The organism is Amycolatopsis sp. WAC 01416, from assembly GCF_003947485.1.
In the GTDB taxonomy this organism is placed as follows: domain Bacteria; phylum Actinomycetota; class Actinomycetes; order Mycobacteriales; family Pseudonocardiaceae; genus Amycolatopsis.
In genome coordinates, this window is sequence record NZ_QHHX01000009.1 from 430,721 (window position 1) to 457,133 (window position 26,413).

Genomic DNA, 26,413 nt, shown 5'->3' on the forward strand with positions numbered 1-26,413 from the left:
TCAGGAGCGGTCGGGCACAGTGGCCGTTGGCAACCTGTCAATCACATGAGTCAAGATGACCTCATGACCGCTACAGCTGACAGTCTTCCCGATCTCGTTTCGCTCAAGGTGGAGATCGACGGGCACGTCGCCGAAGTGACGCTGCTCGGTCCGTCCAAGGGCAACGCGATGGGCCCCGACTTCTGGCGTGAGCTGCCGATCGTCTTCCGCGCACTGGATGCGGACCCGCAGGTGAGGGCGGTCGTGCTGACCGGCAGTGGCAAGCATTTCTCCTACGGGCTCGACCTTCCCGCGATGATGCCCAGCTGGGGCGAAATGCTCGGCGGCGACGCGCTCGCGGGCCCGCGCACGAAGTTCCTCGACGAGGTCAAGACCCTCCAGGCGAGCGTGTCCTCCATCGCCGAATGCCGCAAACCGGTCATCGCGGCCATTTCCGGCTGGTGCATCGGCGGCGGCGTCGACGTGATCGCGGCCGCGGACATCCGCGTGGCGAGCGCGGACGCGAAGTTCAGCGTGCGCGAGGTCAAGGTCGCGATCGTGGCCGACCTCGGCAGCCTGCAGCGGCTCGCGCCGATCATCGGCGAGGGGCACCTGCGAGAACTTGCCCTGACCGGCAAGGACGTCGACGCCGCTCGTGCGGAGAAGATCGGCCTGGTCAACGACGTCTACGCCGACCAGGGCACCCTGCTCGCCGAGGCTCGCAAGCTGGCGCAGGAGATCGCCACGAACCCGCCGCTGGTCGTGCAGGGCACCAAGAACGTCCTGTCGGCCAACACCGAACGCCAGGTCGCGGACGGCCTGCGCTACGTCTCGGCCTGGAACGCGGCGTTCCTGCCCAGCAAGGACCTCGGCGAGGCCGTCCAGGCCTTCCTCGAGCGCCGCGCGCCCGAGTTCAAGGGAGAGTAGAAAGAACCGGCGGCCACCCAGGACCAGGAGGACGATCGTGAGCGCTTCGGAGGCATACCGCACGTTCCGCGAGGCACGGGACTATCTGCAGGCCCATCGCGAGGACTACGAAACCGCCTATCGAGACTTCACCTGGCCGAGGCCCGCCGAGTTCAACTGGGCTCTGGACTGGTTCGACGTCGTCGCGGCCGACCCGGCCAATCAGGACCGCGACGCGCTGTGGATCGTCGAAGAGGGCGGCATCGAGAACCGCTGGACCTATCCGGAGATGGCGCGGCGGTCCAACCAGGTCGCGAACTGGCTGCGCTCGCTCGGCGTGGCCAGGGGCGACCGGCTGATCCTGATGCTCGGCAACCAGGGTGAGCTGTGGCAGACGATCCTCGCCGCGATCAAACTGGGCGCGGTCATCATCCCGGCTTCGACCCTGCTCGGCCCGGCGGACCTCACCGACCGGGTCGAGCGGGGCGCCGCGAAACACGTGGTGATCCGCTCGGTGGACGCCCACAAGTTCGAGAACGTCGAGGGCGACTACACCCGTATCGCCGTCGGGGAACCGGCCGAGGGCTGGCAGTCCTTCGTGGACGCCTACGAGGAAGCGGACACTTTCACGCCCGACGGCCCGACGGCGGCGGAAGACCCGCTCCTGCTGTACTTCACCTCGGGGACCACCGCGAAGCCGAAACTGGTGCAGCACACGCAGGTCTCGTACCCGGTCGGCCATCTGTCCACAATGTACTGGATCGGCCTCGAACCGGGCGACGTCCACCTCAACATCTCTTCGCCTGGCTGGGCGAAACACGCGTGGAGCAACGTTTTCGCGCCCTGGAACGCCGAAGCGACGGTGTTCCTCCACAACTACGCGCGGTTCGACGCGGTTTCCCTGATGGCGCAGATGGAACGATGCGGCATCACCAGCTTCTGCGCCCCGCCGACAGTGTGGCGGATGCTCATCCAAGCTGACTTGTCCGTGCTGAAGACGCCGCCGCGCAAGGTGGTCGGCGCCGGCGAACCGCTCAATCCCGAAGTGATCGACCAGGTCGAAAAGGCGTGGGGCGTCACGATTCGCGACGGATTCGGGCAGACGGAGAGCAGCGTCCAGATCGCCAACACCCCGGGGCAAGAGGTCGTGCCGGGCTCGATGGGCCGTCCGCTGCCGGGATTCACCGTGGCGCTCGTGGACCCTGTCACTGGCGAGCGGGCGCAGGAGGGCGAGATCTGCCTCGACCTCGAGAAGCGGCCCGTCGGGCTGATGGCCGGATACGCCGACGACGAGGAGCGCTCCGCCGCGGCCTTCGCGAACGGCTTCTACCACACCGGAGACGTCGGCTCGATCGACGAACGCGGCTACATCACCTACGTGGGCCGGACGGACGACGTCTTCAAGGCTTCGGACTACCGGATTTCCCCGTTCGAACTGGAAAGTGTCCTGCTGGAACACGAAGCGGTCGCCGAAGCGGCCGTCGTCCCCGCGCCCGACCCGATCCGGCTCGCGGTGCCGAAGGCGTACGTCGTCCTCACGAACGGACACGAGCCCACGGCCGACACCGCGCTGTCCATCCTGGCCTTCTGCCGGGAACATTTGGCCCCGTACAAGCGAATCCGGCGGCTGGAATTCGCCGAGCTGCCGAAGACGATCTCCGGCAAGATCCGGCGGGTCGAACTCCGGGGACGCGAGAACGACGCCGCCGAACGGCCGGCGGGCGAGTTCCGCGAAGAGGACTTCCCAGAGCTGAAGGGCTGAGGGCCCGGTCCCGAACTCCGAACTCGCGTGATTGGAGACGTAACTCGCGTGTTTGAGGGCGTAACTCGCCCAGCCGGCGTGTTTCGCCTCCAATCACGCGAGTTACGTTTCCAATCACGCGAGTTACGGGTTTGGCCACGCGTCGTTCATCGGGTCGCGGGCCGTGTGGGTCGAACGACCCACAGTGCGGTAACCGGAACCGCGTTAGCATCCTGTGCAGTGAATCGTTGACAACCCGTGGGGGTCACGGGTCTCACCTTCCCTGTCTTGAAAGGTGTTCCTGTCATGCGCATTCGTTTCCTCCTGCCGATGCTCGCCCTCGTGGCCGGGCTCGGTACCGCGGTCGCCACCCCGGCGGCCGCCGATCCAGGTCCGGTGACGGCGGGCGAAGTGTCCGTCGCCGACGCCTGCTACTCCTGGGGACGCACGTTGTCCGCAGGCGCGTCCGGTGAAGACGTCCGGCAACTGCAGATCCGCGTCGCCGGATATCCCGGTTACGGTGGTGTGCTCGCCATCGACGGCCAGTTCGGCGCGGGCACCAAGGCCGCGGTCACCCGCTTCCAGCAGGCGTACGGGCTGGCCGCGGACGGCATCGCCGGATCGGCCACGTTCACCAAGCTCTACGCGTTGCAGGACGACGACTGCACGCCGGTCAACTTCACCTACGCCGAACTGAACCGGTGCAACTCCGACTGGTCGGGCGGCAACGTCTCAGCGGCGACGGCGAAGGCCAACGCGCTGGTCTCGATGTGGAAGCTGCAGGCGATGCGGCACGCCATGGGCGACCGGCCGATCGACGTCAACGGCGGCTTCCGCAGCGTCGCCTGCAACAACGCCGTCGGCGGGGCGACCAACAGCCGTCACCTCTACGGCGACGCGGTCGACCTCGGCGCGGGCTCACAGGGCTTCTGCGGGCTGGCGAAGCAGGCCCGAAACCACGGGTTCAGTGAAATCCTCGGCCCGGGCTACCCCGGCCACAACGATCACACGCACGTGGCACACCGGTCCACCCGGTTCTGGTCGGCGTCCTCCTGCGGGATCTGACCTCGTCACTCCCAGCGCCACAACGACGGCGGCCGTCCTCCCTTGGGGAGGGCGGCCGCGTGTTCGGTGGTGCGCCGCAGCCCGGGGACCCGCTCCATGGTCCGGCCGAGATTGGCCGGATAGGGGCGGTCCCCGGTCAGCGCTTCGGTCGCGTCCAGAGCCTGCGCCGTCGTGAAGATCGGGCCGAGGAGCCCGGCGGTGAACGCGACGTCCCGCCACAGCTTCTCGGCCAGCATCGGGCGGCAGTCCGCCACGATCCGGTCGTGGTCGAACGCCAGCGGCGGGACTTCGTCCAGTGGAGCCCACACCACGTTCCCCGGTTCGTCTAGCGCGGGATTCACCGTGGCCCACAAGGCGATGGAGAGCGTGGGACCGCGGGGGTCACGGTTCGGCTCGTCGAAGGTGGCGAGCTGTCCCGTCGCCGAGAGCGCGTCGGACGGTAGGCCGATTTTGCCGACCACCGCTCGGTGCGCCGCGCCCCGCAACCGCTCCCCAAGCCCGAGAAGCACCCCCGGCAGGGCGAGTTCCCCCTCGAACGGCTCGGCGGCTCGCGGCGCGATTCCCAGCAATACGGTCCTGGTGCCGGGGGCGAACCGCACCACGAGCACGTCAACGGACACCGGCGTCGACTCGATCACGCGTTGATTGTCGACCTTGCCTCGACGACCCGGTAACCGGCCCTGTCCGGGCCGTATCCGGCGACGGCCACCGGCAGCCGCGCGCCGAACCACGCCGCCGGATCCGGCAGGTCGACGGCGGGGGAGCCGTCATCGGGTACGACCTTCAGCCCGGTCGCGTCGAGGTGGGTCACCGCGAACGCGTCCACGCCGTCACAGGCCGCGATCGCGTAGTCCAGCAGGGCCGCGTCGAGATGGCCCGCCCGCCACGCGCCCTGGAAGTCGCCGGTTTCGTTGTGTGCCTCCGGAAAACGGGCGAGCACGGCGGCGGACTCGGTCGGCAGCGGCCCCGCGCCGTGCCGGGTGAGATAGGTCCGCGTGACACCCAGTACCGCGTGCGGGCGCCCGGCCAGCAAGGTGCGGGCGTTGTGCGGGGTGGTGGTCGACCAGGTCGTATGCGGGTGGAATCCGTGGTGCTGGTCGAGGAGAACCCCCTGCGCTCCCTCGAAGACCAGCCGTCCGGAGTCCGCCAGCCGCCCTGGCTCGCCGCCGTCGGTGATCCGCACCGCGTCCGCGAAATCGCGGTACAGCGCCACCAGTTCGTCCACGGTGTGCGGTGGCGTGGCGAGCGGTGCGTAGAACCGCGCGAGCGCGTCCAGTTTGCGCCGTAACACCGACGGGGTGGCGCAGTCGGCGACCGTGGGCGCTTCCCCCGGCGTCCCGATCACCTCCTGGCCCTCCACCACTTCACCCGGCGCGGCCCGCGCGAGCAGCGAGTACCAGACGGTCTCGCCGATCCCCTTCCCACACGAGCCGTGCCGGTTCGCGCCTCGGGCCTCCTCCCTGGCCCGGTTCGCGTAAATGTGGAAGGGGGTCGTGAGCAAGGCACTCCCGTCCACACTCAGCAGCGAGAGCGGATTCCGGACGCCAGCCGCCTCGAGCCGCCGCGCTTCGGCCGCCAGCGCGAACGGCTCGACCAGCACGAACCGCGACAGATGGGTGGGCACGCCGGCGAACGTGCCCGCCCCGAACTGGCTGAACGTGTGGTGCCGCCCGTCCACGACGACGTTGTGCGCGGCCTGCGCGCCCCCGTTGAAGCGGACCACGGCGGTGGTGGGCCGGGCGGCGCAGAGCGCGTCGACCACCGCGCCCTTGCCTTCGTCGCCGAAGCCGAGCCCGACCACCACCACGTGTCCGTCCAGGAGATTCATCGCAGCACCACGTCGCTCGGCCCGTCCGGCTCCGGCACCGCCGAAGTGACGACAGATTTGGTGCCCAGCTTCGCCAGCGCCTTGCCGACCGCCTTGCTTTCGGCGACCGAGCCGACGTCCGCGAGGTCGGCGAGCGCCCGGTCGACGTCGACGACCCGTTCCTCCAGCCCGATGGTGGCCGCGATCAGTTCGCACACCGCGCCGGGATCGTCGAGCTTGAGGAAGTTCTGGCCGAGCAGACCGCTCCAGTGCTCGCCGATCTGCGGGTCGTTGTAGTACGACGACTGGTTCGGCAGCACGAAGTAGACGTGCCACTTACGGGCCAGCTCCCGGTACACCGACGCCGGGTCGATGTCCTCCCGCACGTCGTCCCCGATCACGTGACGGATGTGGCGGGCCTCCAGCGCGGGCTTGTTCAGCTCGTCGCCGATGATGAACAGATAGCCCTTACGGCCGCGGTTCTGCCAAGCGTCGGTGACCACGTGCCTGGCCATGAAGTAGGCGGCCAGCTCGTAGGATTCGCTCTTCTGCCCGCCGCCACCACCTTCTAGGAACATCGTGCGCAGCTGCTCGTCCATCCGGTTGTCCGATTCGAACTGCCCGATCTGCAACGGGACCCGGTCGCTGTCGGCGTCACCGATCGCGCCGAACAGGACCTGCGGGTCGGCCAGGTAACCCCGGCGCTTGAGCAGGCCGTGCAGTTTGCCGAGCTTGCCCTGCATGATCCGCGGCACCCGGCGCATCGAGCCGGTGACGTCGAACAGCACCGCGATCGGCGTCGAATCGGTGTGGTCGGCCGAATCCCGGCATTCCCGGACGGCGTTCAGCGGGTCGAGCGCGGGCGCGACCTTCCACTCTTTCGCGGGTTTGGAGCGGAGATCGGCGGTGTAGCCGAAATCGTCCTCGCCCTTGGCCGCGCGGAAGGTCCTCGCGGCGGCGTAGGCGTTGTCGTCCCAGTGTCCGTGTCCCATGGTCAGGCTCCTGTCTCGGGGATGGTGAAGGGTCGGAAGGTGCGGGGGCCGTACAGGTCGTCGAGCAGTTCGTCGTACTCGTCGAGCAGATCGGCAGCTTCGGGTCGTTGCGCCGGGATGTCCTGGGTGCACCACGTCGCGAACTCGCGTTGGCGGGTCTCGTTCGGCGCCAGTAGTTCCAGCATCATGCGGTGGAGCATGTGGACGTCCGTCGCCGCGGTCATCGGGAGTCCTTTGTGGACTTCCGGCGGGTACTGGATGGACTTGTCCGCCGCCAGCGGGAGCACACCGTCTTCGACGGCGAAGGACCAGCCGGCGAGGACGATGCCGTGCTGTCCCGGATGGACGAGCACGTTGTCCGCGGTGAGGTGGCCGTGGACGACACCCGCGCGATGGGCGCCCGCCACGGCACGCAGGAGGCGACGGTGCATCCACGCGTAGTCGCGGCCGTCGAGCCCGCCAGGGAAGGCTTTCCCGATGTCGGCGAGGGTGACGAAGCCGTCGACGAGCGGATCGAGGACGCTGAAGGCACGGTCGCCCCGCGCCACCGGACCCGAGGTGTCGAGCAGCCGCGGGTAGTAGGGACGCAGCCACCGGTGCCGTTCGGTGAAGCCGTCGAGCGTGCGCAACGCCGCCCACTCGGCGTGGATCAGCGGGTTGAGCGCCGGGTCGCGGACGAGTTTGACCAGATGAGGGCCGGTGGTCCGGTAGGTCGTCGCGACGCTGCCCACCGCGAGCGGCTCGGCGAGGGTGTACGCCGACGTCGCGGTGGTGACCGTCTGGCGCCGGGCTCGTTTCCACTCGTCGTGGAGGTGGTTGAGGGTGGCGGCGGCCCGGTGGGCGCGGTCGTCGCCGGGGTTGCGGTCGGGGTGGAGCACGGCCGCCAGTTCGCGGTAGCGATGGCGGGTGAACAGAGCGGCCGCGTCGACCGTGTTCTCGATCATCGCCACGGCGTCTTCCCTGGTGAGCATAGTTTGAGTCTAGACGACTCTTACTTCGATCCGCAAGGGGGTGGGTACAAATCCCGTGCCGCTCGGCGGCTTCGGGCAATAGGCTGGGCGAGCCGAACAGGGGGTGTTGGTGGTCGTCCGCGAACCGGATCGGAAAGACAGGCAGCGCACGAACACGATGATCACCGCGTTCGTGATCGGGATCGTCTGGGGAACCGTCGCGGCCTTCGCCGGGCGGTGGACCGTCGAGGGGTTGGCCGGCACGTACGACGTGCGCGCGGTGATCTCCGAGTGGAACTCCACGACCAGCGAAGGACAGCACGGCCCGCATACCAGCTACGACGTCCTGGCGATCGCCGAAGACGGCCGCGCGATCGAATTGCCGACACGAGACACGTTCGGCCTCGCTGATCCGGTGGTCGCCCGGCTTTCGTCGGTGACGGACCGGGTTTTGTCCGTACGCGGGGCCACCGACGTCGTGGAAGCCCACCATCCGTGGGAAAAGATCGCGGCGATGTCCCTCGGCTTGGCACTCCTGGTGCTCGCGGCCATCGTGCTGGTCAAAGTGGCGAGACCGGGGGGCGCGCGGAAGGCGCTGCCGTTCGTCGCCGGGCTGGCCTTCGCCGCGTTCGTCGTGCTGACGCCGGTCGGGTTCGGCGGGACGGCCTACGGTGAGGCGGCCGACCCCGTCCCGAATTTCTGGGAACTCCGGCGCGACTTATGGGGGCCGCCACCGGTGTTCGCCCGTGGACAGACCGCCGTCTCCGGGGAGGCGGCCGTGCGTGTGCTCGACAGCAGGCCCGGACCGCCAGAGGGTGCCGAGGCGTGGTTGAGCGGATTCCACGTCCTCACCTTGCGGATCGAGGCGTCCCGCCTCGGCGACACGCCGCTGGAGCTGTCGGCCGACGAACACGGTGAGCCGGAGCGGGTCAAGGACTGTGCGGGCGCTCCCGGCGCTTTCGACGGCACCACGGGTCTCGTCTGTTTCGTGGTCCCGCCCGGATATCGGCCCGAGTACCTCCTCGTCGGCAAACTCGAGCGGGAAGTCCTGCTGAAGCTCCAGTGATCGACGAAAGGACTCCAGTGCCGGAAAATGCGCGGAAGCCCGGAGTTCTTTCCTCGGCGCTTTCGACCGTTATCCCCTTTCTGCTGATCTTCGGTCTGGTCTGGGGCTTCCTCGGTTCCGACATCGGTGAACTGAGCACCGGCGAGGACGTCACGGTCACCGAGATCTCGGGGTGCACCTCGGAGGGATCCGCGGTGAACGGCCAGACCCCCTACTGCTCCGGGAAATGGCGCTTCGCCGACGGTCGTACCGGAGGCGGCCGGATCCTGGGTGAGGAGATCGCGCGGGGTGACACGGTCTTCGCCGGTGACGGATTCGCCTACCGGACGAGATCGCCGTTGATCTGGAAGGTCTCGGCAGGTGGCGCGCTGGGTCTCTTTCTCGTCGGCATGGTGATAGTGGGCGTCGTCCTGTACCGGTTGGACGTCGGCAAGCGGCGTCGCGAGGACTGAACGTGCGTCCGGCCACAGTGGACTGTGCGGCAGTGGGAACCTGGAACAGAAACCGCGCGCCGGGTCAGGCTCGCGCTCAGGAACGCGTCGCTTCGATCTGGCGCTCGTCCTCGGTCGAGCAACTCGTCACCGGATCGTTCGGCCCGCTTCCGCATGTCCAGGCGCCGATCACCACCGGACCGGGCCCCTGCGGCGACGCGGCTTCGGCGGGCGTCAGCTTGGTGAAGTAGTCCGTGAGCACCTGAGTCGCTTCGGCACAGTCGGTCTTCCCGTGTGCGACGACCTTGTTCTTCGCGCCTTGGAGCCCGGCGACCTCGCCGCAGGGCGTCCCGGCGGGCGCCGAGGCGGCGGCAGGGGAGGACGGCGCCGGCGCGGCGGCGGGAGCTGGATCGGCTCCGCAACCGCTCAGCAGGACGATTGCGAACGCGGCGGGAAGTACGGCGAGGCTCTTCATGGGCCCTTCTTCTCGGGGATGGTTCATTCGACGGGGACGACGGCGGCGAACACGTTCTGTTCGCCCTTGCCGCAACTGGTGCCGCCTTGCGCGGCGGGAGCGCCGGAGACGCACAGCCAGCCGTCCACGGTCTCGCTGACGGGTTCGTCCGAGCCCGCGGACTGCCGTCCGGCGATCCTCTTGTGGAACGAACCGACGATCCCGGTCGCGTCCGCGCACGAGACCCCGGGTCCGTTGAGCACCTGCAAGGTCAGCCCGCTGGCCGCGGTGACCGTGCCGCACGAACCCTGAACCGGTTCAGCGGGTTTCGGCTGGGAAGTGGGAGGCGGGGCGGCGCGGCTCGGCGGGGTCTGCGACGGGATCGGTGGCACCGACACGCTGGACACCGCAGTGGGAACCGAGGGAGGCGAGGCCGACATCGAGGTGACAGGCGGTGGCGGATCGTCGCCCGAACAGGCGGCGAGCGTTCCGGCGACGGCGCAGGCCGCGAACAGGCGCCGCCACGTTCCCGTGGTCGTCGAGACGGGCAAGGCGATCCTTTCGTCGGCCGGTCGTGGTCGGCCCATTCTGACCCGGCCGGGCCCGAAGCCGTGGCATTGAGCCACGTTCGATTCGCGGGAGGCTATCGCGCCCCCGGTGCCGCGATACGCGAGGACCGCCCAATAACTGTCCATTGTGGACGATTAACATGCCGTTCACAGCGCGACAACACCCCACTGTCGTTGCGAACCGATCGGACGAATCCACGCCGGACCCGTTAACGCGCGGCGCCGTTCTGCCGAAAAGAAAGGTAGCGCTCCGGCGTGTCCCAGTCCCCGTCACGAAACCGTGAGAGTGATGAAGACCGACGAACAGACCGACCCCGCGTCACCCCAGGCCACCGCACCGGCGAGCACGGAGCTGCCACCGACGGCACCGTGCACCGTCGTCTGGTGTGGCGGCCGCCCGTACGTCCTCGAAAGCTCCGCCGGCCACAATCGCTGGGTCGGCACCGATCACCGGGGCAGGCCCGTGGCGCTGACCAGCGCGGACCTGCAACGCCGCGGCTGGACACACACCCGGGCCAGCTGACGCGGGAGGGCGTGCGCGCCACTGGCTAGGCTGAGCGGGTGAGTACGCCCCCCGAACCGAGCGTGACCAGCGAAGAGCCTTCCCTCTGGCGGCAGGCCCTGAACGTCCCCAACATGCTTTCGATCCTCCGGCTCGCCGGGGTGCCGGTCTTCCTTTGGCTGCTCCTCGGCCCGAAGGAGGACGGCTGGGCGCTCGCGCTGCTCGTGTTCAGCGCGCTCACCGACTGGCTCGACGGCAAACTCGCCCGCTGGCTCAACCAGATGTCCCGGCTCGGCCAGCTGCTCGATCCCGCCGCCGACCGGCTCTACATCCTCGCGACCCTCATCGCCTTCCTGATCCGCGACATCATCCCCTGGTGGCTGGTGGTCCCGCTGGTCGTCCGCGAGGCCGTGCTGGGTGTCTGCGTACTGCTGCTCCGGCACCGCGGCTTCGCCCCGCCGGAGGTCACCTACATCGGCAAGGGCGCCACCTTCGTCTTGATGTACGCCTTCCCCTTCCTGCTGCTCACCCAGGGCGGATCCGACATCGCCGCGATCGCCCGGCCGATCGGATACGCCTTCACGGCGTGGGGCGCGGTCCTCTACGTCTATTCAGGCGTGTTGTACGTCGTCCAGACGGTGCGGGCGCTGCGAACGGCCGAACCCGGCGAGTTGCGGGAGGCGGCGGGCGCCTGACCCGGCGGGATGCGAAACTGCGCGCGTCGGTTTCGAGTGAGGGCTGAGAAAGGGGAGCGGCGTTGTCCACTCCAGAAGAACTGCGGTACACCGAGGAGCACGAGTGGGTCTCCGTGCGCGATGGCGGGCTCGTGCGCGTGGGCATCACGGAGTACGCCCAGGATCAGCTCGGTGACGTGGTGTTCGTCGAACTTCCCGAGGTCGGCAAGCAGGTCGGCTCGGGGGACACGTTCGGCGAGGTCGAGTCGACCAAGAGCGTTTCCGAGCTGTTCGCCCCGCTCGACGGCGAGGTGGTCGCGGTCAACGACGCGGTGACCGAGTCGCCCGAGCTGATCAACAGCGACCCCTACGGCGAGGGCTGGCTGATCGAGCTCCGTCTCGACGACGCGAGCTCGGTGGAATCCCTGCTGGAGGCCGAGGCCTACCAGGCGCTGATCAAGGAATAGCCGCAGGCCGCGGCCCTTCGGGAAGAGTAGGGGGAGCCGCGGGCCGGAGATTCGATCAGGCACGGTACGTTTGACCTCCACACGTTCTTGAGTAGTGGCAACACACATGCGTTAGGAGAGCTCAGGTGAGCACGAACGACGGGCCCGGCGTTCCCCCGGAGCAGTCTCCGGAGCGGACTTCTGTCTTCCGGGCCGACTTCCTGGCCGACGTCGAAGGCACTGAGGCTCCTCCGGCTGCCGAGGCCCCTGTCCAGGGTGTGGACGCGCTGCCCGCGGGTTCCGCGCTGCTGGTCGTCAAGCGGGGACCGAACGCGGGTTCGCGCTTCCTGCTGGACCGCGACACCACCAGCGCGGGACGGCACCCGGACAGCGACATCTTCCTCGACGACGTCACGGTCTCCCGGCGGCACGCCGAGTTCCGCCGTGAGGGTGGCGAGTTCGTCGTCATCGACGTCGGCAGCCTCAACGGCACCTACGTCAACCGCGAGCCGGTCGACCAGGCCGTCCTCGCCGGTGGCGACGAAGTCCAGATCGGCAAGTTCCGCCTGGTCTTCCTGACCGGCCCGGGTCACGGGGGCCAGGGGGCACGGTGACGGCGGCCGGGCGGCCTGATCGGGATGCGTCGCAGCGCGATGGGTTGAGCATCGGGGCCGTGCTGGCACAGCTGCGCGGCGACTTCCCCGATGTCACCATCTCCAAGATCCGGTTCCTCGAGGCGGAGGGTCTGGTCCAGCCGGGCCGGACCCCGTCGGGGTACCGGCAGTTCGCTCCGGCGGACGTGGAGCGCCTGCGATTCGTCCTGTCCGCCCAGCGGGATCACTATCTCCCGCTGAAGGTCATCAAGGAACAGCTCGACGCGGCGGATCAGGGCGCCGCGTCCGCTGAGCACACCGCGGCGATGCCGCGGTTGCCGCGCAAACTCGTATCACTCGACTCCCCGGGGGAGAACGGCGGACTGCCGTCCCCCGGGGATTTCGAGACCGATCGAGAGATCAGGCTGACCGAGGAAGATCTCCTCCGCCAGGCGGGCATCGACGCCGCCACCCTGGCTGAGCTGCGGCAATACGGTCTCGTCCGCCCAGGCGCGGCGGGGTTCTTCGATCCCGACGCGGTCCTCGTGGCGAAGACCGTGAAAGCGATGACCGAATTCGGTATAGAGCCGAGACATCTGCGTGCCTTCCGGGCCGCGGCCGACCGCGAGGTCGGCCTGCTGGAGCAGATCGTGACCCCCGTGTATCGGCATCGTGACGAGGACGCCCAGGCGAGGGGCGACGAGGTCGTCCGGGAGCTCGCCGCGTTGACCGTGGCGTTGCACACGCTCTTGGTGAAGGCCGGAATACGGGCAGTCACAGGCGGTTGAACCGCTCCAGGGGACCGGGAGCCGTTGTGAGGCCACTTGTCAATGACTGAATGTTCGGCAGCCTATGCCGTACCGTGAGAGTTGGTTTGCCACAGGCGAACCGAGAATGTCGGAGACAGCGAGCACAGCGCTCGGAAGACGGGTAGCGTCGGGATCGCCGTCGCTTGGTCGTCGAGACAAGCGTTGCAGCCCGTGCGCACGAGAGGGAGGCGAAGCCCGATGAGCGAGATGCGCGTCGTCGGCGTGCGGGTGGAGCTACCCGCGAATCAGCCGATCTTGTTGCTACGGGAAACCGAAGGCGAGCGTTACCTGCCGATCTGGATCGGCTCGGTCGAGGCCACCGCCATCGCCTTGGAGCAGCAGGGAGTCCGCCCGGCCCGTCCACTCACCCATGACCTGCTCAAGGAGGTCATCGGGGCGCTGGGCCGTGAACTGGAGCAGGTCGTCATCACCGACTTGAAGGAAGGCACGTTCTTCGCGGAACTGGTCTTCGACGGGGACATCCGGGTTTCGGCGCGGCCGAGCGATTCGGTGGCGCTGGCGCTGCGGGTCGGGGTCCCGATCCACGCCGTCGACGCGGTGCTGGAGGAAGCGGGCCTCATCATCCCCGACGAGCAGGAGGACGAGGTCGAGAAGTTCCGCGAGTTCCTCGACTCGGTCTCGCCGGAGGACTTCCGCGGCGCGGACACCTGAGCACATCCTGGGATTTCGCACGAGGGGCGGCGCCACCGGCGCCGCCCCTCATCGTATGTGCGGTCGTGAGGGCCGCGGTGAGGTGTCGGTACAGGTGGTCGTGAGTGGCGATTCGGGTTCTAACCCGAATCGCCACTCACGACGGACCGCGCCCGACCCCACCTGCCGTCAGGCCGCGGTCGCCTTGACGAACAGGTCCGCCAGCTCCCGTCCGTACCGCTCCAGGTCCAGTTTCCGGTCGGCCGCGAACTTCGCCGCGACGCCGTCGATGGCCTGCGCGATGGACAGCGCCATCACGTCCGGCGCGAACTCGCCGAAAGCGCCTTCCTGCTGGCCCTGCCGCAGCTGGCGTTCGAGCCTGCCGGTCCGGAACTCCTCGACGATCGGCGCCGACATGAACCAGCCCTCGGCGTCCGAGCCGCTCGAAGCCATCTCGACCATGACCCGCACCAGTTCCGGGTACGAGCCGAGGAACGCGATCTCCGACTCGATGTAACCGCGCAGCAGCCCGGCCCGGTCGGTCGTGCCCTGGATCCGTTCCTCGAGGAACTTGTCCTTCATCCCGGTCGCGGTGGTGACCACGGCCTGCATCAGGCCCGCCTTGTTGGTGAAGTGGTACGAGATGATCCGGGTGCTGGAGAGCCCGGCGCGCTCCTTGATCTTCGCGAACGACGTCTTGTGGTAGCCGAGGTCGGAGATCGTCGCGATCGTGGCCCCGATGATCTGGGCCCGCCGGGCCGCCTCGGTGACCGACAGCCCCAGCTCCGCCTGAACCTCTTGCATGGCACTTTGAGTAGAGGGATTTACTTGCATGAGTAAAAATTAACACGACTGAGTAAAGATGGCAAGCGTACGGCCGAACGGGGGACGGTGCTCGACAAGCCTCAAGAAGAGCTTGAGGCCGACCGCGCGTCGCGTTGACCGGTTTGCCGGACGCGCTTACCGTCAATGAGAGTGAATCGCCAAGGTGTGATTCGGATGTCTGGGGCATTCGTCTTGACGATGAACTCCGGTGCGGGCTCACGTGGGTCCGCGCGGCTTTGTTCGCCGGCCGCCAGGTCGGGCGAGGGGAGGCATGGCGTGGTCGAGGCTGGTAGCCCTCAAGAGCCGCTCGTTCCGGTCGCTGACGGCGAGCAGGGCGAGCTGTTCCCCGACTCTTCCCTCCCGGACGAACTCGTCGGTTACCGCGGTCCCGCAGCCTGCCAGATCGCCGGGATCACCTACCGGCAGCTCGACTACTGGGCCAGGACGAAGCTGGTCGCGCCGAGCATCCGCACCGCACACGGTTCCGGTTCGCAGCGGCTCTACTCGTTCAAGGACATCCTCGTCCTGAAGGTCGTCAAGCGGCTGCTGGACACCGGCGTCTCGTTGCAGAACATCCGCGTCGCCGTCGACCACCTGCGCCTGCGCGGCGTCCGCGACCTCGCCAAGGTCACCCTGTTCTCCGACGGCACCACCGTCTACGAGTGCACCTCGCCCGAAGAGATCGTCGATTTACTCCAGGGCGGGCAGGGTGTCTTCGGGATCGCGGTCAGCGGCGCGATGCAGGAGATCAGCGGCACCATCCACGAGTTCCCGGCCGAGCGGGCAGACGGCGGCGTGATCGAAACGGTCACGCCGGACGAGCTCACGCAGCGCCGTAACGCACGTCGCACCGGCTGATCATGAAGCCGCGCGGGCGGCAGGGTAGGCTCACTTCCGCGGTCGACGAATCCGCGCGGGAGAGACCGAGCCGATAACCGTTGAGCTCGGCGCCGAAGGAGCAAGTCCTCCCCGGAACCTCTCAGGCACCCTGGACCGCGCGGAAGAGACGCCTCTGGAAAGTGGTTCGCCAGGTCACATCCTGGCGGCCCCGCCGACGGTGCAAGCCCGGCTCAACACTCGGGCGAAACTCTCAGGCGCCCCCACGGGGGTACGGACAGAGTGGGGAGGGCCAGGACAATCGTCCCGGCCCCACCCCCGCGTCTTGGGAGGTCCCCGATGGAGCCTGTTTCACTGGCCGCTCTCGAATCCGGAACCCCCTTCGCGGACCGGCACATCGGTCCCGGCACCGAAGAGCTCGCGCGCATCCTCGACGTCGTCGGCGTCGCCTCGCTGGACGAGCTCGCCGAGCGGGCCGTTCCCGCGTCACTGCGGGAATCCGCGACACCGCTGGACCTCCCGCCCCCGGCCACCGAGACCGGCGCGCTCGCCGAACTCCGCGCGCTGGCCGCGCGCAACCGGCCGATGGTCCAGATGATCGGCCTCGGCTACCACGACACCGTGACCCCGCCGGTGATCCGCCGGAACGTGCTGGAGAGCCCGGCCTGGTACACCGCGTACACGCCGTATCAGCCGGAGATCTCGCAGGGCCGCCTCGAAGCACTGCTCAACTTCCAGACCATGGTGGCCGATCTGACCGGCCTGCCGATCGCCAACGCGTCGATGCTGGACGAAGCGACCGCCGCGGCGGAGGCGATGACGCTGGTCCGCCGGGCGGGCAAGGCGAAGTCGGCCCGCTTCGTCGTCGACGAGGACACCCTTCCGCAGACGATCGAGGTTCTGCGTACCCGCGCCGAGCCGCTCGGCATCGAGCTGGTGACCGCGGATCTGTCCCAAGGCATCACCGGACTGGGGCTCGGCGGCGACTTCTTCGGCGTGCTGCTGTCCTATCCGGGCGCGTCGGGTGTCGTCCGCGAATGGGAGCACACCATCGCCGAGGCCAAGGCGCTGGGCGCGGCGGTGGTGATGGCCGCGGATCCGCTGGCACTGACGCTGCTGCGGTCGCCCGGTGAGCTCGGCGCCGACGTCGCGATCGGATCGACGCAGCGATTCGGCGTTCCGATGGGCTTCGGCGGGCCGCACGCGGCGTACCTCGCCGTCCGGCAAGGGCTCGAACGACAGCTGCCCGGCCGGCTGGTCGGGGTGTCGAAGGACGCCGACGGCGCGCCCGCGTACCGGCTCGCGTTGCAGACTCGCGAGCAGCACATCCGCCGTGAGAAGGCGACGAGCAACATCTGCACCGCCCAGGTGCTGCTGGCGGTCATCGCGTCGATGTACGCGGTGTACCACGGCCCCGAAGGCCTGCGCGCCATCGCGAACCGCGCGCACCGGATGGCCACCGTGCTCGCGGCGGGGCTCGCCGAAAGCGGTGTCGACGTCGTGCACTGCGAGTTCTTCGACACCGTCATGGTCGCCGTCCCCGGCCGTGCGACCGGGATCGTCGCCACCGCCAGGGAACTCGGGGTCAACCTGCGGCTCGTGGACGCGGACCACGTCGCCATCGCCTGCGACGAGACGACGACCCGTGAGCACCTTTCCCTGGTGTGGAAGGCGTTCGGGGTCGCGGTGTCCGATGTGGACTCACTCGACGCGGACACCGCGGACGGCTTCCCGCCGGATCTGCGCCGCACCAGTGCTTACCTGACGCATCCGGTCTTCCACGCGCACCGTTCGGAGACGGCGCTGCTCCGGTACCTGAGGGCGTTGTCCGACAAGGACGTCGCGCTCGACCGGAGCATGATCCCGCTCGGCTCCTGCACGATGAAACTCAACGCCACGGCCGAGATGGAGCCGATCACCTGGCCCGAGTTCGCCGGTCTGCACCCGTTCGCGCCCGCCGAGGACGCGGCCGGGCTGCTCAGCGTCGTGAAGGATCTGGAGCGGTGGCTCGCCGGCATCACCGGCTACGAAGCGGTCTCCCTGCAGCCGAACGCGGGAAGCCAGGGCGAGTTCGCCGGGCTGCTGGCGATCCGCGCCTATCACCGCGAACGCGGGAACGCGGCACGTGACGTCTGCCTGATCCCGTCCAGCGCGCACGGGACGAACGCGGCCAGCGCGGTCATGGCGGGGATGCGCGTGGTCGTCGTGAAATGCGACGACGAGGGCAACATCGACCTCGGCCACCTCAGGTCCACTGTGGACGAGCACGCGGACGACCTCGCCGCGATCATGATCACCTACCCCTCGACGCACGGTGTCTACGAGGACACCGTCCGCGAGGTCTGCGCATTGGTGCACGACGCGGGCGGCCAGGTGTACGTCGACGGCGCGAACCTGAACGCGCTGATCGGGGTGGCGCAGTACGGGAAGTTCGGCGCCGACGTCTCCCATCTGAACCTGCACAAGACCTTCTGCATCCCGCACGGTGGCGGCGGACCGGGCATCGGGCCGATCGGCGTCCGCGCGCATCTGGCGCCGTACCTGCCGAACCACCCGCTGCAACCGGAGGCGGGCCCGGCAACCGGTGTGGGCCCGATCAGCGCCGCGCCGTGGGGGAGCGCGTCGATCCTGCCGATCTCGTGGGCCTACGTCCGGATGATGGGCGCCGACGGCCTGCGGCGCGCGACCCTGACCGCGGTCGCGAACGCCAACTACGTGGCCAAACGCCTCGCCGGGCACTATCCGGTGCTGTACTCCGGGCACGAGGGGCTCGTGGCGCACGAATGCATCCTCGACCTCCGCGCGATCACCAAACGGACCGGTGTCACGGTCGACGACGTGGCCAAGCGGCTCGCCGACTACGGCCTCCACGCGCCGACGATGTCCTTCCCGGTCGCGGGAACGCTCATGGTCGAGCCCACCGAGAGCGAGGACCTCGGCGAACTCGACCGGTTCTGCGACGCGATGATCGCGATCCGCGGCGAGATCGAGAAGGTCGCCGCGGGGGAGTGGCCGGTGGCCGAAAGCCCGCTGCGCAACGCCCCGCACACCGCGCGCTGTCTCGCGGGTGAGTGGGATCGCCCGTACAGCAGGGAGACCGCGGTGTTCCCTGCCGGTTTCACCGCCGCGAAGATCTGGCCTCCGGTGCGGCGGATCGACGGGGCCGCGGGCGACCGCAACCTCGTCTGCTCCTGCCCGCCACCGGAGGCCTTCGCTTGAGCCTCAACCGGGCATCTTGTCGAGAAAGCCCAGCACCTGCTTGATCCGCCCGTCCTCGACGGTGATGACGTCGAAGCCGATCGCCAGCGGTTCTTCGGCGCCTTCCGGCGCGAGGTACCACTGGAACCGCGCGATGTCGTGATGCGCGTCGGGAGCGGCCGGCAGGCTGAACCTCAGACCCGCGAACTGGGCCTGCGCGCCGGCGATGAAGCCATCGACACCGTCGTGGCCGGTGACAGCGCCGAGCGGGTCGGTGTAGGTGGTGTCCTCGGTGAACACTTCGGCGATGAGCGCGCGGCGCCTGTCCGCGTCGGTCTCGTTCCACACGGCGATGTACTGCTCGGCGACGCGCTGGATGTCCGACATGGTGTCTCCTTGTTCTCTCGGGGGTTGTTCGATGCCGCAACAATGTCGGCTGAGGGTGGGGCCCGTCGATTACGCGGGAGGTAATGGCGGCCCGTCGTCCGTGGCCGTAGGTTCGTGATCGTGACGACCACAGTGACCGTGAGCCGCGCGGGCCGCCCCGTCGGCGAACTCCTCCGCGAATGGCGCGACCGCCGCCGGATCAGCCAGCTGGATCTCGCCATCTCGGCGGACATCTCCACCCGGCACCTGAGCTTCGTGGAGACCGGCCGGTCCAAGCCCAGCCGCGACATGGTGCTGCGGCTCGGCGAACATCTGGAGGTGCCCTTGCGGGAACGCAACCAGCTGCTGCTGGCCGCCGGTTACGCACCCGCGTATGCCGAAAGCGGCCTCGGCGCCCCGGAACTCGCGGCGGTCCGCAAGGCGGTCCGCCAGCTGATGACCGGACACGAGCCGTATCCGGCCGCCGTCGCCGACCGCTGGTGGAATCTGGTCGACGCCAACTCGAGCATCTCGATCATGACCGGCCTGGTCTCGCCCGCCTTGATGACGCCACCGGTCAACGTCCTGCGCGTGACGCTGCATCCGGAGGGGATGGCGCCGCATGTGCTGAACCTGGGGGAGTGGCGCGCTCATCTGCTGGGCAGGCTGCGGCGTCAGGTGACCCAGACGGCTGATCCGGTCCTCACCGATCTACTCGAGGAGCTGCTCACCTATCCGTGCGCGGATCCCGTCCCCGAAGTGGAGGTCCCCGGACCGGGCGACATCTTCGTCCCGTTGCGGCTGCGGCACGAGGGCACCGAACTCACCTTCTTCAGCACGGTCTCCACATTCGGGACGCCGTTGGACATCACGGTCGCCGAGCTGGTGATCGAATCCTTTTTCCCCGCCGACGCGGACACGGCGGAGTATTTGCGCGCGTACGCCGCGCGCGGGGTGGAATGATGCGGGGCAAGAAGTCCTGCCGCAGACCCCAGTGAGGATTCCCCTTCCATGGCCGTGCCTTCCGTCGTCCTGAACAACGAGGTAGCCATCCCCCGACTCGGTTTCGGCGTCTGGCAGGTACCCGCCGGCGACACGGCCAAGGTCGTCCGGACCGCCATCGAGGCCGGGTACCGCAGCATCGACACCGCCGCGTCGTATGGGAACGAAGCCGGTGTCGGCGAAGCGATCCGCTCCGCCGGGGTACCGCGCGACGAACTGTTCATCACCACGAAGCTGCCGAATCCGGGCCACGGCTACGACGAGGCGCTCCGGGCGTTCGACGCGAGTCTCGCGGAGCTCGGCCTGGACCACGTCGACCTGTACCTCATCCACTGGCCGATGCCGACCCGTGGGAAGTACGTCGAAACGTGGCGGGCGCTGGAAAAGCTGTACGAGGACGGCCGGACACGGGCCATCGGGGTGTCGAACTTCCATGTCCCGCATCTGCGGCGGCTGTTCGACGAGACCGGGATCGTTCCCGCGGTCAACCAGGTCGAGCTGCACCCCAAACTCCAGCAGAAGGCGCTGCGGGAGTTCCACGCCGAGCACGGCATCGTCACCGAGGCGTGGAGCCCGCTCGCGCAGGGGTCGCTGCTCTCGGACCCGACGCTGACCGCTCTCGCGGCCAAATACGGCAAGAGCCCGGCGCAGCTGGTGCTGCGCTGGCATCTCCAGCTCGGCACCGTGGCCATCCCGAAATCCGTGACCCCGTCCCGGATCCGCGAGAACTTCGCCGTCTTCGACTTCGAACTGGCCGAGGACGACCTCGCGGCCCTCGCCGAGTTCGACGACGGCACCCGCACCGGCCCCGACCCGGACACCTTCGGCTCCTGAGTGGTAGGGACGGTCCTGACCACTCACGAGCCTTGACCGGCTCGGTACCGGTCCTCTTGCCTGCACGAGGTACATGAAGGACCCCTTCCTTGCGCCTGGCGCAGTGAAGGGGTCCTTCATGTACTGGGGAAAGGGTGAACGTGGCCTTCACGGACCGGGCCTGGCATCAACCGCAGCCGGAACCACGTAGGTACCTGAGCCACCCTTGGCTCTGACCACTCACGAGACTCGAGATACGGGAAAGGCCCCTTCCCGAGCGGTGAAGGGGCCTTTCCCGTAAGTCCGGGGCTCAGGTGGCCTTGATCCCTGCGGCGGCGAAGTCGGCCTGCTGGGCGGGCTGCTGCAGGAACTGCCGGAACGTCTGCGAGGCACGCATCTGGACCTCGTCGATGTTCTTCCCGGCGAGGCCGACGAGCGGGTAGTCGGCCGAACGCGCCGTCGCGATCGACTGGGCGGGCGAACCGACCAGTTCGGGCTTGGCGGTGTTCAGCTCGGTCACCCAGTAGGTGGACTCGGGGATCCAGGCGGCGGGGAGCCCGCCGATGGCGTCCAGGTTCGTCCGTCCGACGAGGCCGTCGAGCACGGACGCGGAGGACAGCGCGTCGATCTGGATGATCACGCAGTGGTCGCGGACCACGGTCGCGGCGTTGTTCCACCGCTCGGCCGCCGCCCGGACCGGCTTCTCGATGCTGGGGGTGACGATGACCCGCATCGGGGTGTCGCCGGCGCTGCAGGCCTTGGCCTGGGCTTCGGCGCGGGTGTTGAGCTCCCCGTCCGCCCAGTTCCAGCCGAAGACGCCGATCGCGACCAGGACAAGGAGGACCAGGCAGGCGATGGGCCACTTGGCGATCCGTCGCCGCGGGGCCTTCTTCCCGACGATCCGGTGCGAACCGGTCGCCTCACCGCGACCCTGAGGCCGCTTCGGGTCGAGGGGATGCGGCACCGGCTCTTCGGCCACGCTGTGTCGCCCCATCGTTGTCCTTTCGAAACGTGCGCGCTCGCGCTGCGTATGCAATCAAACCGTTATCACTCTAACAGGGGAGGATGTTACGGGGAATGCGGCAACTCACAGTTGTTTTCCGCGTGTCGCGGACGCCTTCTTTAACTCGGTCAGGAGCCGTTGGCAATGCGCTATCAGGTGCTCACGCAGCGGCGCGGCCCGGCGGGCGAAACCGGCCTGCGCGCGGGCGTACTCGGCCCGGCCCTCCGGGGTCTCGATCCGGACGGGTGAGTACCCGAAGTCCGCCAGGTCGTACGGACTGGCCCGCATGTCCAGCTCACGGATGTCGGCCGCCAGCTCGAAGCAGTCCCCGACCAGCTCGGCGGGTACGAACGGGTCGAGTTTGTACGCCCACTTGAACAAGTCCATGTTGGCGTGGAGGCAGCCGGGCTGTTCGAACTCGATCTGGTTCTCCCGCTCCGGCCGCAGCGTGTTGCGAGGCCGGGCGGGTTCGGTGAAGAACCGAAAAGCGTCGAAATGTCCGCACCGGATCTCCAGCGACTCGACGACGCCGTCCGTTCCGGCCGAACCGAGCCGGAGCGGAAGTTGTGAGTGACGAACCTCATCCGCCGATTCCCGGTAAACCATTGCCCATTCGTGAAGTCCGAAACAACTGAGTCTCGGCGAGCGGGACGCGGTCGCGGAGAGCAGTCCGAGGACGAATTCGGCGGTCCTGGCCCGGCCATCGGTGAAGCCCGCCGGATCGAGCATGACTCCGTCCGGCGTCTCCAGATAGCCCCTGCGCTCCAGGAACCGGCGCGCGGACGCGCCTTCGAGCAGGACGCCCGCGCCCGGCTGCCAGCGTTCGACATGCCCGGGCCGGTGCGAGTAATAGGTGAAGAGGAAGTCGAGCACCGGATGCTTCTCGCCCCGCGAGCGGCGGCGCTGGTGCGGTGTCGTCCAGCGCCGCATCCGCGTGACGTGGTCGTCTTCCCGAGCCCGCCAGACGGGCTCGCTAAGAACGATCGGACCGGTCATGACATGACGTGGGTACCGTCGCGGACAGTTCCCACGTATTCCTCGACGAGGTCCTCCAGCGCGACGACACCCACGGCGGCCCCCGCCGGGCTCAGCGCCCGCGCCAGGTGACTGCCTTCCTTGCGCATCGCCGAAAGCGCCTCGTCCAGCCGGGCGTCGGCGTGCAGTTCGGTCAGCGCCCGCGTCTTGTCCGACGGCACCACGGTGCCCGGATCCTCGCCCACGAGGTCGAGGATGTCCTTCACATGGATGTAGCCGGTCAGCGTCCCGTCGTCGGTGCACACCGGGAAGCGGGAGAACCCGGTGGAGGACACCGCGCGCTCGACGTCGCCCAGCGTGGGCGAGCAGGGCAGCGTGGTCAGTTGCGCCGTCGGGACCAGGACGTCGGCGACCGTCTTCTCCACCGAAGACAGCGTCTTGCTCAGTCGCTGGTGCTCGGAGTGCTCCAGCAGCCCCTCGCGCCGCGACTCGCTGAGCAGTTCGGCGAGTTCGTCGGAGGTGTAGGCGGTTTCGAGCTCGTCCTTCGGCTCGACCTTGAACAGCCGCAGCAGCGAGTTCGCCACGAAGTTCAGCAGCCAGATGAACGGGTTGGCGAGCTTCACCCAGGCCACGTGGACCGGGACCAGCCACAGCGCCAGCCGCTCGGGCTCGGCGATCGCGAGGTTCTTCGGCACCATCTCGCCGACGAGGACGTGCAGGACGGTGATGAACGCCAGCGCGATCGCGAACGAGATCGGGTGCAGCAGCACCTCCGGAATCCCGAACAGTTCGAAGAACCCGGCCAGCTGGTGTGCGATGGCGGGCTCACCGAGGCGCCCCAGCAGCAGCGAGCAGATCGTGATGCCGAGCTGCGCGCCCGCGAGCATCAGCGAGACGTTCTTGCTCGCGTTGATGACGATCCGGGCACGGGTCTTTCCCTGCTCCAGCAAGGCTTCCAGCCTGTCGCGCCGCGAAGAGATCAGCGCGAACTCGGCACCGACGAAGAACGCGTTGGCCAGCAGCAGGACCACGACGAGGAAGATGTTGAACCAGTCGCTCATCGGGCGGGCTCCTGCTCGGCGGAGATGGCGGTCTCGCTGACCCGGCGGACTTCGACCTCGGCGATGCGGAGACGGTCCATTTTGGTCACCGTGAGCCGCCAGGCATCGAGTTCGGTGGCGTCGCCGGGGGAGGGGATCCGGCCGAGCCGCTCGAGGATCAGCCCGGCGATGGTCTCGTAGTCGCCGTCGGGCATCCGGAATCCGGTCTCGTCGGTGACCTCGTCGGCGCGAAGCTGTCCCGAAACGAGCCAGTTGTCGGTGCCGACCTGCTGGGAGGACGGCGCTTCACGCTCGTCGTGCTCGTCGCGGACGTCACCGATGATCTCCTCGACGACGTCCTCCAGCGTCACCAACCCAGCGGTGCCGCCGTACTCGTCGACGACGATCGCGAGCTGGAACCGGGAATCACGCAGGCGGTTGAGCAGCGAGTCGCCCGGCAGCGATTCGGGCACCGTCGGGATCGGCCGCATGACCGAACCGATCCGCACCGTGGCGCGCTGGGTGGCCGGGACGGTGAACGCCTGCTTGATGTGCACCGCGCCCTGTACGTCGTCGAGATCCTCGGTGTAGACCGGGAAACGTGAGAAGCCGGTGCGGCGCGAGATCTCGATGAGATCGGAGATCGTGTCGTCCACGGTCAGCGATTCGAGCTGGACGCGCGGGGTCATCAGCTCGTCCGCCGTCCGCTCGCCGAAGCGGAGGGACTTGTCCAGCAGTTCGGCGGTCGACGTGTCGAGCGTGCCGCTTTCCGCGCTGGAGCGCACGATCGAGCCCAGTTCCTGCGGAGAACGGGCCGAGCGCAGTTCCTCCTGCGGCTCGACTCCGAACTTGCGGACGAGGAAGTTGGCGCTGTTGTTCATCAGCGTGATGAGCCAGCGGAACAGCGACGAGAACCGCGAGTGGTATCCCGCGACGGCCCGCGCGGTCTGCAGCGGCCGGGCGATGGCGAGGTTCTTCGGCATCATTTCGCCGAGGATCATCGACAGCGACGTCGCCAGGATCAGTGCGACGGCCAGCGACACGCCGTTCGCCACGCCTTCGGAGAAGCCGACGGCGGTGAACAGCGGGTGCAGCAGGTCACCGATCACCGGTTCCGCGAGATAACCGGTGATCAGGGTGGTGATGGTGATCGCCACCTGCGCGCCGGAGAGCTGGAACGAGAGCGTGCGGTGCGCCTTCTGCACGGTGTGCGCGCGCCGGTCGCCGACCTGGCGGACGTTCGCGTCGACCGTGCTGCGCTCGAGCGCGGTGAGGGAGAACTCGGCGGCGACGGCGAGGCCGGTACCGACCGTCAGCAGGAGGAACAGGAGAATGCCGAGAACGGCGAGCAGGACTTCCATCATTTCCTGCCGATGGGGTCGGCGGGAAAGTCCGCGGAACAGCCGGGTGTGCCACCCGGCTCGATACTGTCACCAGGTGACTGCGCGTCGCGCACGAAAAGAGTCACTCCTCGATCGAAATCAACGAATACCGCCGCTGTACTGCGACGATAGGACAATCTTAACGCGTTCCCCCGGCGGCGTGGGCGCGGTGCCGTCGCACGCTCTCCTCGACCAGGTCGAGCACCGGACCGAGATCATCACCCGGCTGGCCCATCGCGAGGTGCGAGACGAGTCCCTCGAGGACGAGTTCGAGATACGCGGTCAGGACGTCGATGTCGACGTCGTCGCGCAGGATCCCGGCGTCGCGCTGGCGCAGCAGACGGCGCCGGGTCGCGGCCGTCAGCTGATGGGACCGCTCGGCCCAGCGGGCACGGAACTCGGGGTCGGTGCGCAGCCGGCGGGAGACCTCCAGCCGCGTGCCGAGCCAGTCGGCGGGATGCTCGCTGCGGTTCGTCAGCAGCTCACGCATCACCTGGACGAGCCCCTGCTCGGCGACGATGTCGGCCATGCGGACCGCGTCGTCCTCGGCCAAGGCGAGGAAGAGGGACTCCTTGTCGCGGAAATGGTGGAAGATCGCACCGCGGGAAAGGCCGGTGGCTTCCTCCAGCCGCCTGACAGTGGCACCCTCGTAGCCATAACGTGCGAAGCACACGCGGGAGCCGTCGAGGATCTGGCGCCGGCGTGCGTCGAGGTGATCCTGGCTGACCCGTGGCATCCTGGAATCCTGTCACCGGGAACCCGGTTAAGCAATCCGTACGTACGTACTGTGACCAGTTCGCGGGATGTCCGGCCGGTCGGGGAACCGGAAGGTTTCGCAACACGTCCGACTACTCGGCCGGATCGGCTGACACGCCGTCCGCCGCTTGGCTACGCTTTGTCCGTCACGGTGCGTGAATGCTGAGGGGAAGGTGCGGGCGTGAACATCATCGAAGACGCCGCGAGCGCGATCAAGGCCGTCTGGGGTGACCTCACCACGCCGAAGGAGCCGACCGTTTACGGCGGTGGCGGCGGTGGCGGCGGCGGGTTCGAGATGAGCCCCGAGGAGCTGAAGACCGTCATCGGGCTGTGGCAGGACGAGCTGAAGAAGGTCGTCGAAGACGGCGAGAAGATCCGTCGGATCAGTGAGGATCTGATGCCGCCGGGGCAGGACGAAGCCAGCTCGAGCTACGTCGATTCCGGTATCACCTCCTTGATATCCCTGCAGAACCAGAACGACTCGATGAAGGCGTACATCGAGGGGTACATCGAGAAACTCGAGCTCGCTCGCACGAAGACGATGGCCACCGACCAGGCCAACACCCTGCGCACGACCTGAG

30 protein-coding genes and 1 riboswitch are annotated in these 26,413 nt (G+C 68.3%); of the genes, 17 read left to right on the plus strand and 13 right to left on the minus strand.

Annotation, left to right across the window (positions count from 1 at the left end):
- Window positions 1–63: 63 nt before the first annotated feature.
- The 3 genes from DL990_RS30720 to DL990_RS30730 all read left to right on the plus strand — a co-directional run bounded on the left by DL990_RS30720 (window position 64) and on the right by DL990_RS30730 (window position 3,691).
- A complete protein-coding gene (locus DL990_RS30720) occupies window positions 64–906 on the plus strand; it encodes a crotonase/enoyl-CoA hydratase family protein (RefSeq protein ID WP_125800755.1) in 843 nt (280 codons plus the stop codon).
- A gap of 37 nt (window positions 907–943) precedes the next feature.
- Entirely contained in the window at window positions 944–2,647 is a 1,704-nt protein-coding gene (locus tag DL990_RS30725; RefSeq protein WP_125800756.1) for an AMP-binding protein, read from the plus strand.
- A gap of 285 nt (window positions 2,648–2,932) precedes the next feature.
- Window positions 2,933–3,691, plus strand: coding sequence for a D-Ala-D-Ala carboxypeptidase family metallohydrolase (locus tag DL990_RS30730; RefSeq protein WP_125784167.1), 759 nt, complete (start codon window positions 2,933–2,935; stop codon window positions 3,689–3,691).
- Window positions 3,692–3,696: 5 nt separating this feature from the next.
- Here DL990_RS30730 and DL990_RS30735 read toward each other — a convergent pair whose 3' ends face one another.
- The 4 genes from DL990_RS30735 to DL990_RS30750 are packed head-to-tail and all read right to left on the minus strand — an operon-like array spanning window position 3,697 to window position 7,461.
- On the minus strand, window positions 3,697–4,329 hold the full coding sequence (locus DL990_RS30735; protein WP_125800757.1) for an NUDIX hydrolase: 633 nt from the start codon (window positions 4,327–4,329) through the stop codon (window positions 3,697–3,699).
- Window positions 4,326–5,519 (minus strand): adenylosuccinate synthetase, encoded by a 1,194-nt coding sequence (locus DL990_RS30740; RefSeq protein ID WP_125800758.1) that lies wholly within the window; start codon window positions 5,517–5,519, stop codon window positions 4,326–4,328. The genes DL990_RS30735 and DL990_RS30740 overlap by 4 nt, the downstream gene beginning before the upstream one ends.
- Window positions 5,516–6,490, minus strand: coding sequence for a hypothetical protein (locus DL990_RS30745; RefSeq protein WP_125784161.1), 975 nt, complete (start codon window positions 6,488–6,490; stop codon window positions 5,516–5,518). The genes DL990_RS30740 and DL990_RS30745 overlap by 4 nt, the downstream gene beginning before the upstream one ends.
- 2 nt (window positions 6,491–6,492) lie before the next feature.
- A complete protein-coding gene (locus DL990_RS30750; protein ID WP_125800759.1) occupies window positions 6,493–7,461 on the minus strand; it encodes an adenylate cyclase in 969 nt (322 codons plus the stop codon).
- Window positions 7,462–7,570: 109 nt separating this feature from the next.
- Here DL990_RS30750 and DL990_RS30755 point away from each other — a divergent pair, with 109 nt between their 5' ends.
- Both DL990_RS30755 and DL990_RS30760 read left to right on the plus strand, forming a co-directional pair.
- Window positions 7,571–8,506 carry a hypothetical protein gene (locus DL990_RS30755; RefSeq protein WP_125800760.1) on the plus strand — a complete coding sequence of 312 codons (936 nt, stop codon included), beginning with the start codon at window positions 7,571–7,573 and terminating at the stop codon, window positions 8,504–8,506.
- Between the two features lie 17 nt (window positions 8,507–8,523).
- A complete protein-coding gene (locus DL990_RS30760; protein WP_233598810.1) occupies window positions 8,524–8,958 on the plus strand; it encodes a hypothetical protein in 435 nt (144 codons plus the stop codon).
- Between the two features lie 76 nt (window positions 8,959–9,034).
- Here the strand turns inward: DL990_RS30760 and DL990_RS30765 are convergent, their stop codons facing one another.
- Entirely contained in the window at window positions 9,035–9,412 is a 378-nt protein-coding gene (locus DL990_RS30765) for a hypothetical protein (RefSeq protein ID WP_125800761.1), read from the minus strand.
- A gap of 23 nt (window positions 9,413–9,435) precedes the next feature.
- The gene (locus DL990_RS30770) at window positions 9,436–9,789 is read right to left on the minus strand and encodes a hypothetical protein (RefSeq protein WP_233598808.1); all 354 of its coding nucleotides are present in this window, start codon (window positions 9,787–9,789) and stop codon (window positions 9,436–9,438) included.
- Window positions 9,790–9,802: 13 nt separating this feature from the next.
- Between DL990_RS30770 and DL990_RS41975 the strand changes: the two genes are divergently transcribed.
- The 7 genes from DL990_RS41975 to DL990_RS30805 all read left to right on the plus strand — a co-directional run bounded on the left by DL990_RS41975 (window position 9,803) and on the right by DL990_RS30805 (window position 13,656).
- The gene (locus tag DL990_RS41975) at window positions 9,803–10,012 is read left to right on the plus strand and encodes a hypothetical protein (RefSeq protein ID WP_233620625.1); all 210 of its coding nucleotides are present in this window, start codon (window positions 9,803–9,805) and stop codon (window positions 10,010–10,012) included.
- A gap of 237 nt (window positions 10,013–10,249) precedes the next feature.
- Window positions 10,250–10,483: a hypothetical protein gene (locus tag DL990_RS30780; RefSeq protein WP_125784153.1), complete on the plus strand. Its 234-nt coding sequence runs from the start codon at window positions 10,250–10,252 to the stop codon at window positions 10,481–10,483.
- 38 nt (window positions 10,484–10,521) lie between these two features.
- Window positions 10,522–11,157, plus strand: coding sequence for a CDP-alcohol phosphatidyltransferase family protein (locus DL990_RS30785; protein WP_125784151.1), 636 nt, complete (start codon window positions 10,522–10,524; stop codon window positions 11,155–11,157).
- A 62-nt stretch (window positions 11,158–11,219) separates the two neighbouring features.
- Window positions 11,220–11,603 (plus strand): glycine cleavage system protein GcvH, encoded by a 384-nt coding sequence (gene gcvH, locus DL990_RS30790; RefSeq protein WP_125784149.1) that lies wholly within the window; start codon window positions 11,220–11,222, stop codon window positions 11,601–11,603.
- 125 nt (window positions 11,604–11,728) lie between these two features.
- Window positions 11,729–12,196, plus strand: coding sequence for a glycogen accumulation regulator GarA (gene garA / locus DL990_RS30795; RefSeq protein ID WP_005150023.1), 468 nt, complete (start codon window positions 11,729–11,731; stop codon window positions 12,194–12,196).
- Window positions 12,193–12,963, plus strand: a complete 771-nt coding sequence (locus DL990_RS30800) for a MerR family transcriptional regulator (RefSeq protein WP_199746669.1) — start codon at window positions 12,193–12,195, stop codon at window positions 12,961–12,963. Before garA ends, DL990_RS30800 begins: the two co-directional genes overlap by 4 nt.
- A 219-nt stretch (window positions 12,964–13,182) precedes the next feature.
- Window positions 13,183–13,656 carry a bifunctional nuclease family protein gene (locus tag DL990_RS30805; protein WP_005150031.1) on the plus strand — a complete coding sequence of 158 codons (474 nt, stop codon included), beginning with the start codon at window positions 13,183–13,185 and terminating at the stop codon, window positions 13,654–13,656.
- Between the two features lie 168 nt (window positions 13,657–13,824).
- Here the strand turns inward: DL990_RS30805 and DL990_RS30810 are convergent, their stop codons facing one another.
- Window positions 13,825–14,439, minus strand: a complete 615-nt coding sequence (locus DL990_RS30810; RefSeq protein ID WP_125784145.1) for a TetR/AcrR family transcriptional regulator — start codon at window positions 14,437–14,439, stop codon at window positions 13,825–13,827.
- Window positions 14,440–14,736: 297 nt separating this feature from the next.
- On the opposite strand from DL990_RS30810, the gene DL990_RS30815 reads away from it, so the two are divergent.
- Both DL990_RS30815 and gcvP read left to right on the plus strand, forming a co-directional pair.
- A complete protein-coding gene (locus DL990_RS30815; protein ID WP_005150040.1) occupies window positions 14,737–15,318 on the plus strand; it encodes a MerR family transcriptional regulator in 582 nt (193 codons plus the stop codon).
- Window positions 15,319–15,364: 46 nt separating this feature from the next.
- A riboswitch (glycine riboswitch) is annotated at window positions 15,365–15,466 on the plus strand.
- A gap of 170 nt (window positions 15,467–15,636) precedes the next feature.
- On the plus strand, window positions 15,637–18,516 hold the full coding sequence (gene gcvP / locus DL990_RS30820) for an aminomethyl-transferring glycine dehydrogenase (protein WP_125800762.1): 2,880 nt from the start codon (window positions 15,637–15,639) through the stop codon (window positions 18,514–18,516).
- A gap of 3 nt (window positions 18,517–18,519) precedes the next feature.
- On the opposite strand, the gene DL990_RS30825 is transcribed toward gcvP, so the two are convergent.
- Entirely contained in the window at window positions 18,520–18,882 is a 363-nt protein-coding gene (locus DL990_RS30825) for a nuclear transport factor 2 family protein (RefSeq protein WP_125784141.1), read from the minus strand.
- 114 nt (window positions 18,883–18,996) lie between these two features.
- Here DL990_RS30825 and DL990_RS30830 point away from each other — a divergent pair, with 114 nt between their 5' ends.
- Together DL990_RS30830 and DL990_RS30835 are read left to right on the plus strand one after the other, a co-directional pair.
- Complete coding sequence (locus tag DL990_RS30830; RefSeq protein WP_199746670.1) at window positions 18,997–19,824, plus strand: helix-turn-helix domain-containing protein; 828 nt, start codon at window positions 18,997–18,999, stop codon at window positions 19,822–19,824.
- A 48-nt stretch (window positions 19,825–19,872) separates the two neighbouring features.
- Window positions 19,873–20,697: an aldo/keto reductase gene (locus tag DL990_RS30835; protein WP_125800763.1), complete on the plus strand. Its 825-nt coding sequence runs from the start codon at window positions 19,873–19,875 to the stop codon at window positions 20,695–20,697.
- A gap of 289 nt (window positions 20,698–20,986) precedes the next feature.
- On the opposite strand, the gene DL990_RS30840 is transcribed toward DL990_RS30835, so the two are convergent.
- From DL990_RS30840 to DL990_RS30860, 5 genes are all read right to left on the minus strand, one after another.
- Complete coding sequence (locus DL990_RS30840) at window positions 20,987–21,670, minus strand: hypothetical protein (RefSeq protein ID WP_233598805.1); 684 nt, start codon at window positions 21,668–21,670, stop codon at window positions 20,987–20,989.
- 93 nt (window positions 21,671–21,763) lie between these two features.
- On the minus strand, window positions 21,764–22,675 hold the full coding sequence (locus DL990_RS30845) for a 3-methyladenine DNA glycosylase (RefSeq protein WP_125800764.1): 912 nt from the start codon (window positions 22,673–22,675) through the stop codon (window positions 21,764–21,766).
- Window positions 22,672–23,715, minus strand: coding sequence for a hemolysin family protein (locus tag DL990_RS30850; RefSeq protein WP_125784135.1), 1,044 nt, complete (start codon window positions 23,713–23,715; stop codon window positions 22,672–22,674). Before DL990_RS30850 ends, DL990_RS30845 begins: the two co-directional genes overlap by 4 nt.
- A complete protein-coding gene (locus DL990_RS30855) occupies window positions 23,712–25,058 on the minus strand; it encodes a hemolysin family protein (protein WP_125800765.1) in 1,347 nt (448 codons plus the stop codon). Before DL990_RS30855 ends, DL990_RS30850 begins: the two co-directional genes overlap by 4 nt.
- 157 nt (window positions 25,059–25,215) lie before the next feature.
- On the minus strand, window positions 25,216–25,812 hold the full coding sequence (locus tag DL990_RS30860) for a TetR/AcrR family transcriptional regulator (protein ID WP_125800766.1): 597 nt from the start codon (window positions 25,810–25,812) through the stop codon (window positions 25,216–25,218).
- 201 nt (window positions 25,813–26,013) lie between these two features.
- On the opposite strand from DL990_RS30860, the gene DL990_RS30865 reads away from it, so the two are divergent.
- On the plus strand, window positions 26,014–26,412 hold the full coding sequence (locus DL990_RS30865; protein ID WP_125800767.1) for a hypothetical protein: 399 nt from the start codon (window positions 26,014–26,016) through the stop codon (window positions 26,410–26,412).
- Window position 26,413 lies beyond the last annotated feature (1 nt).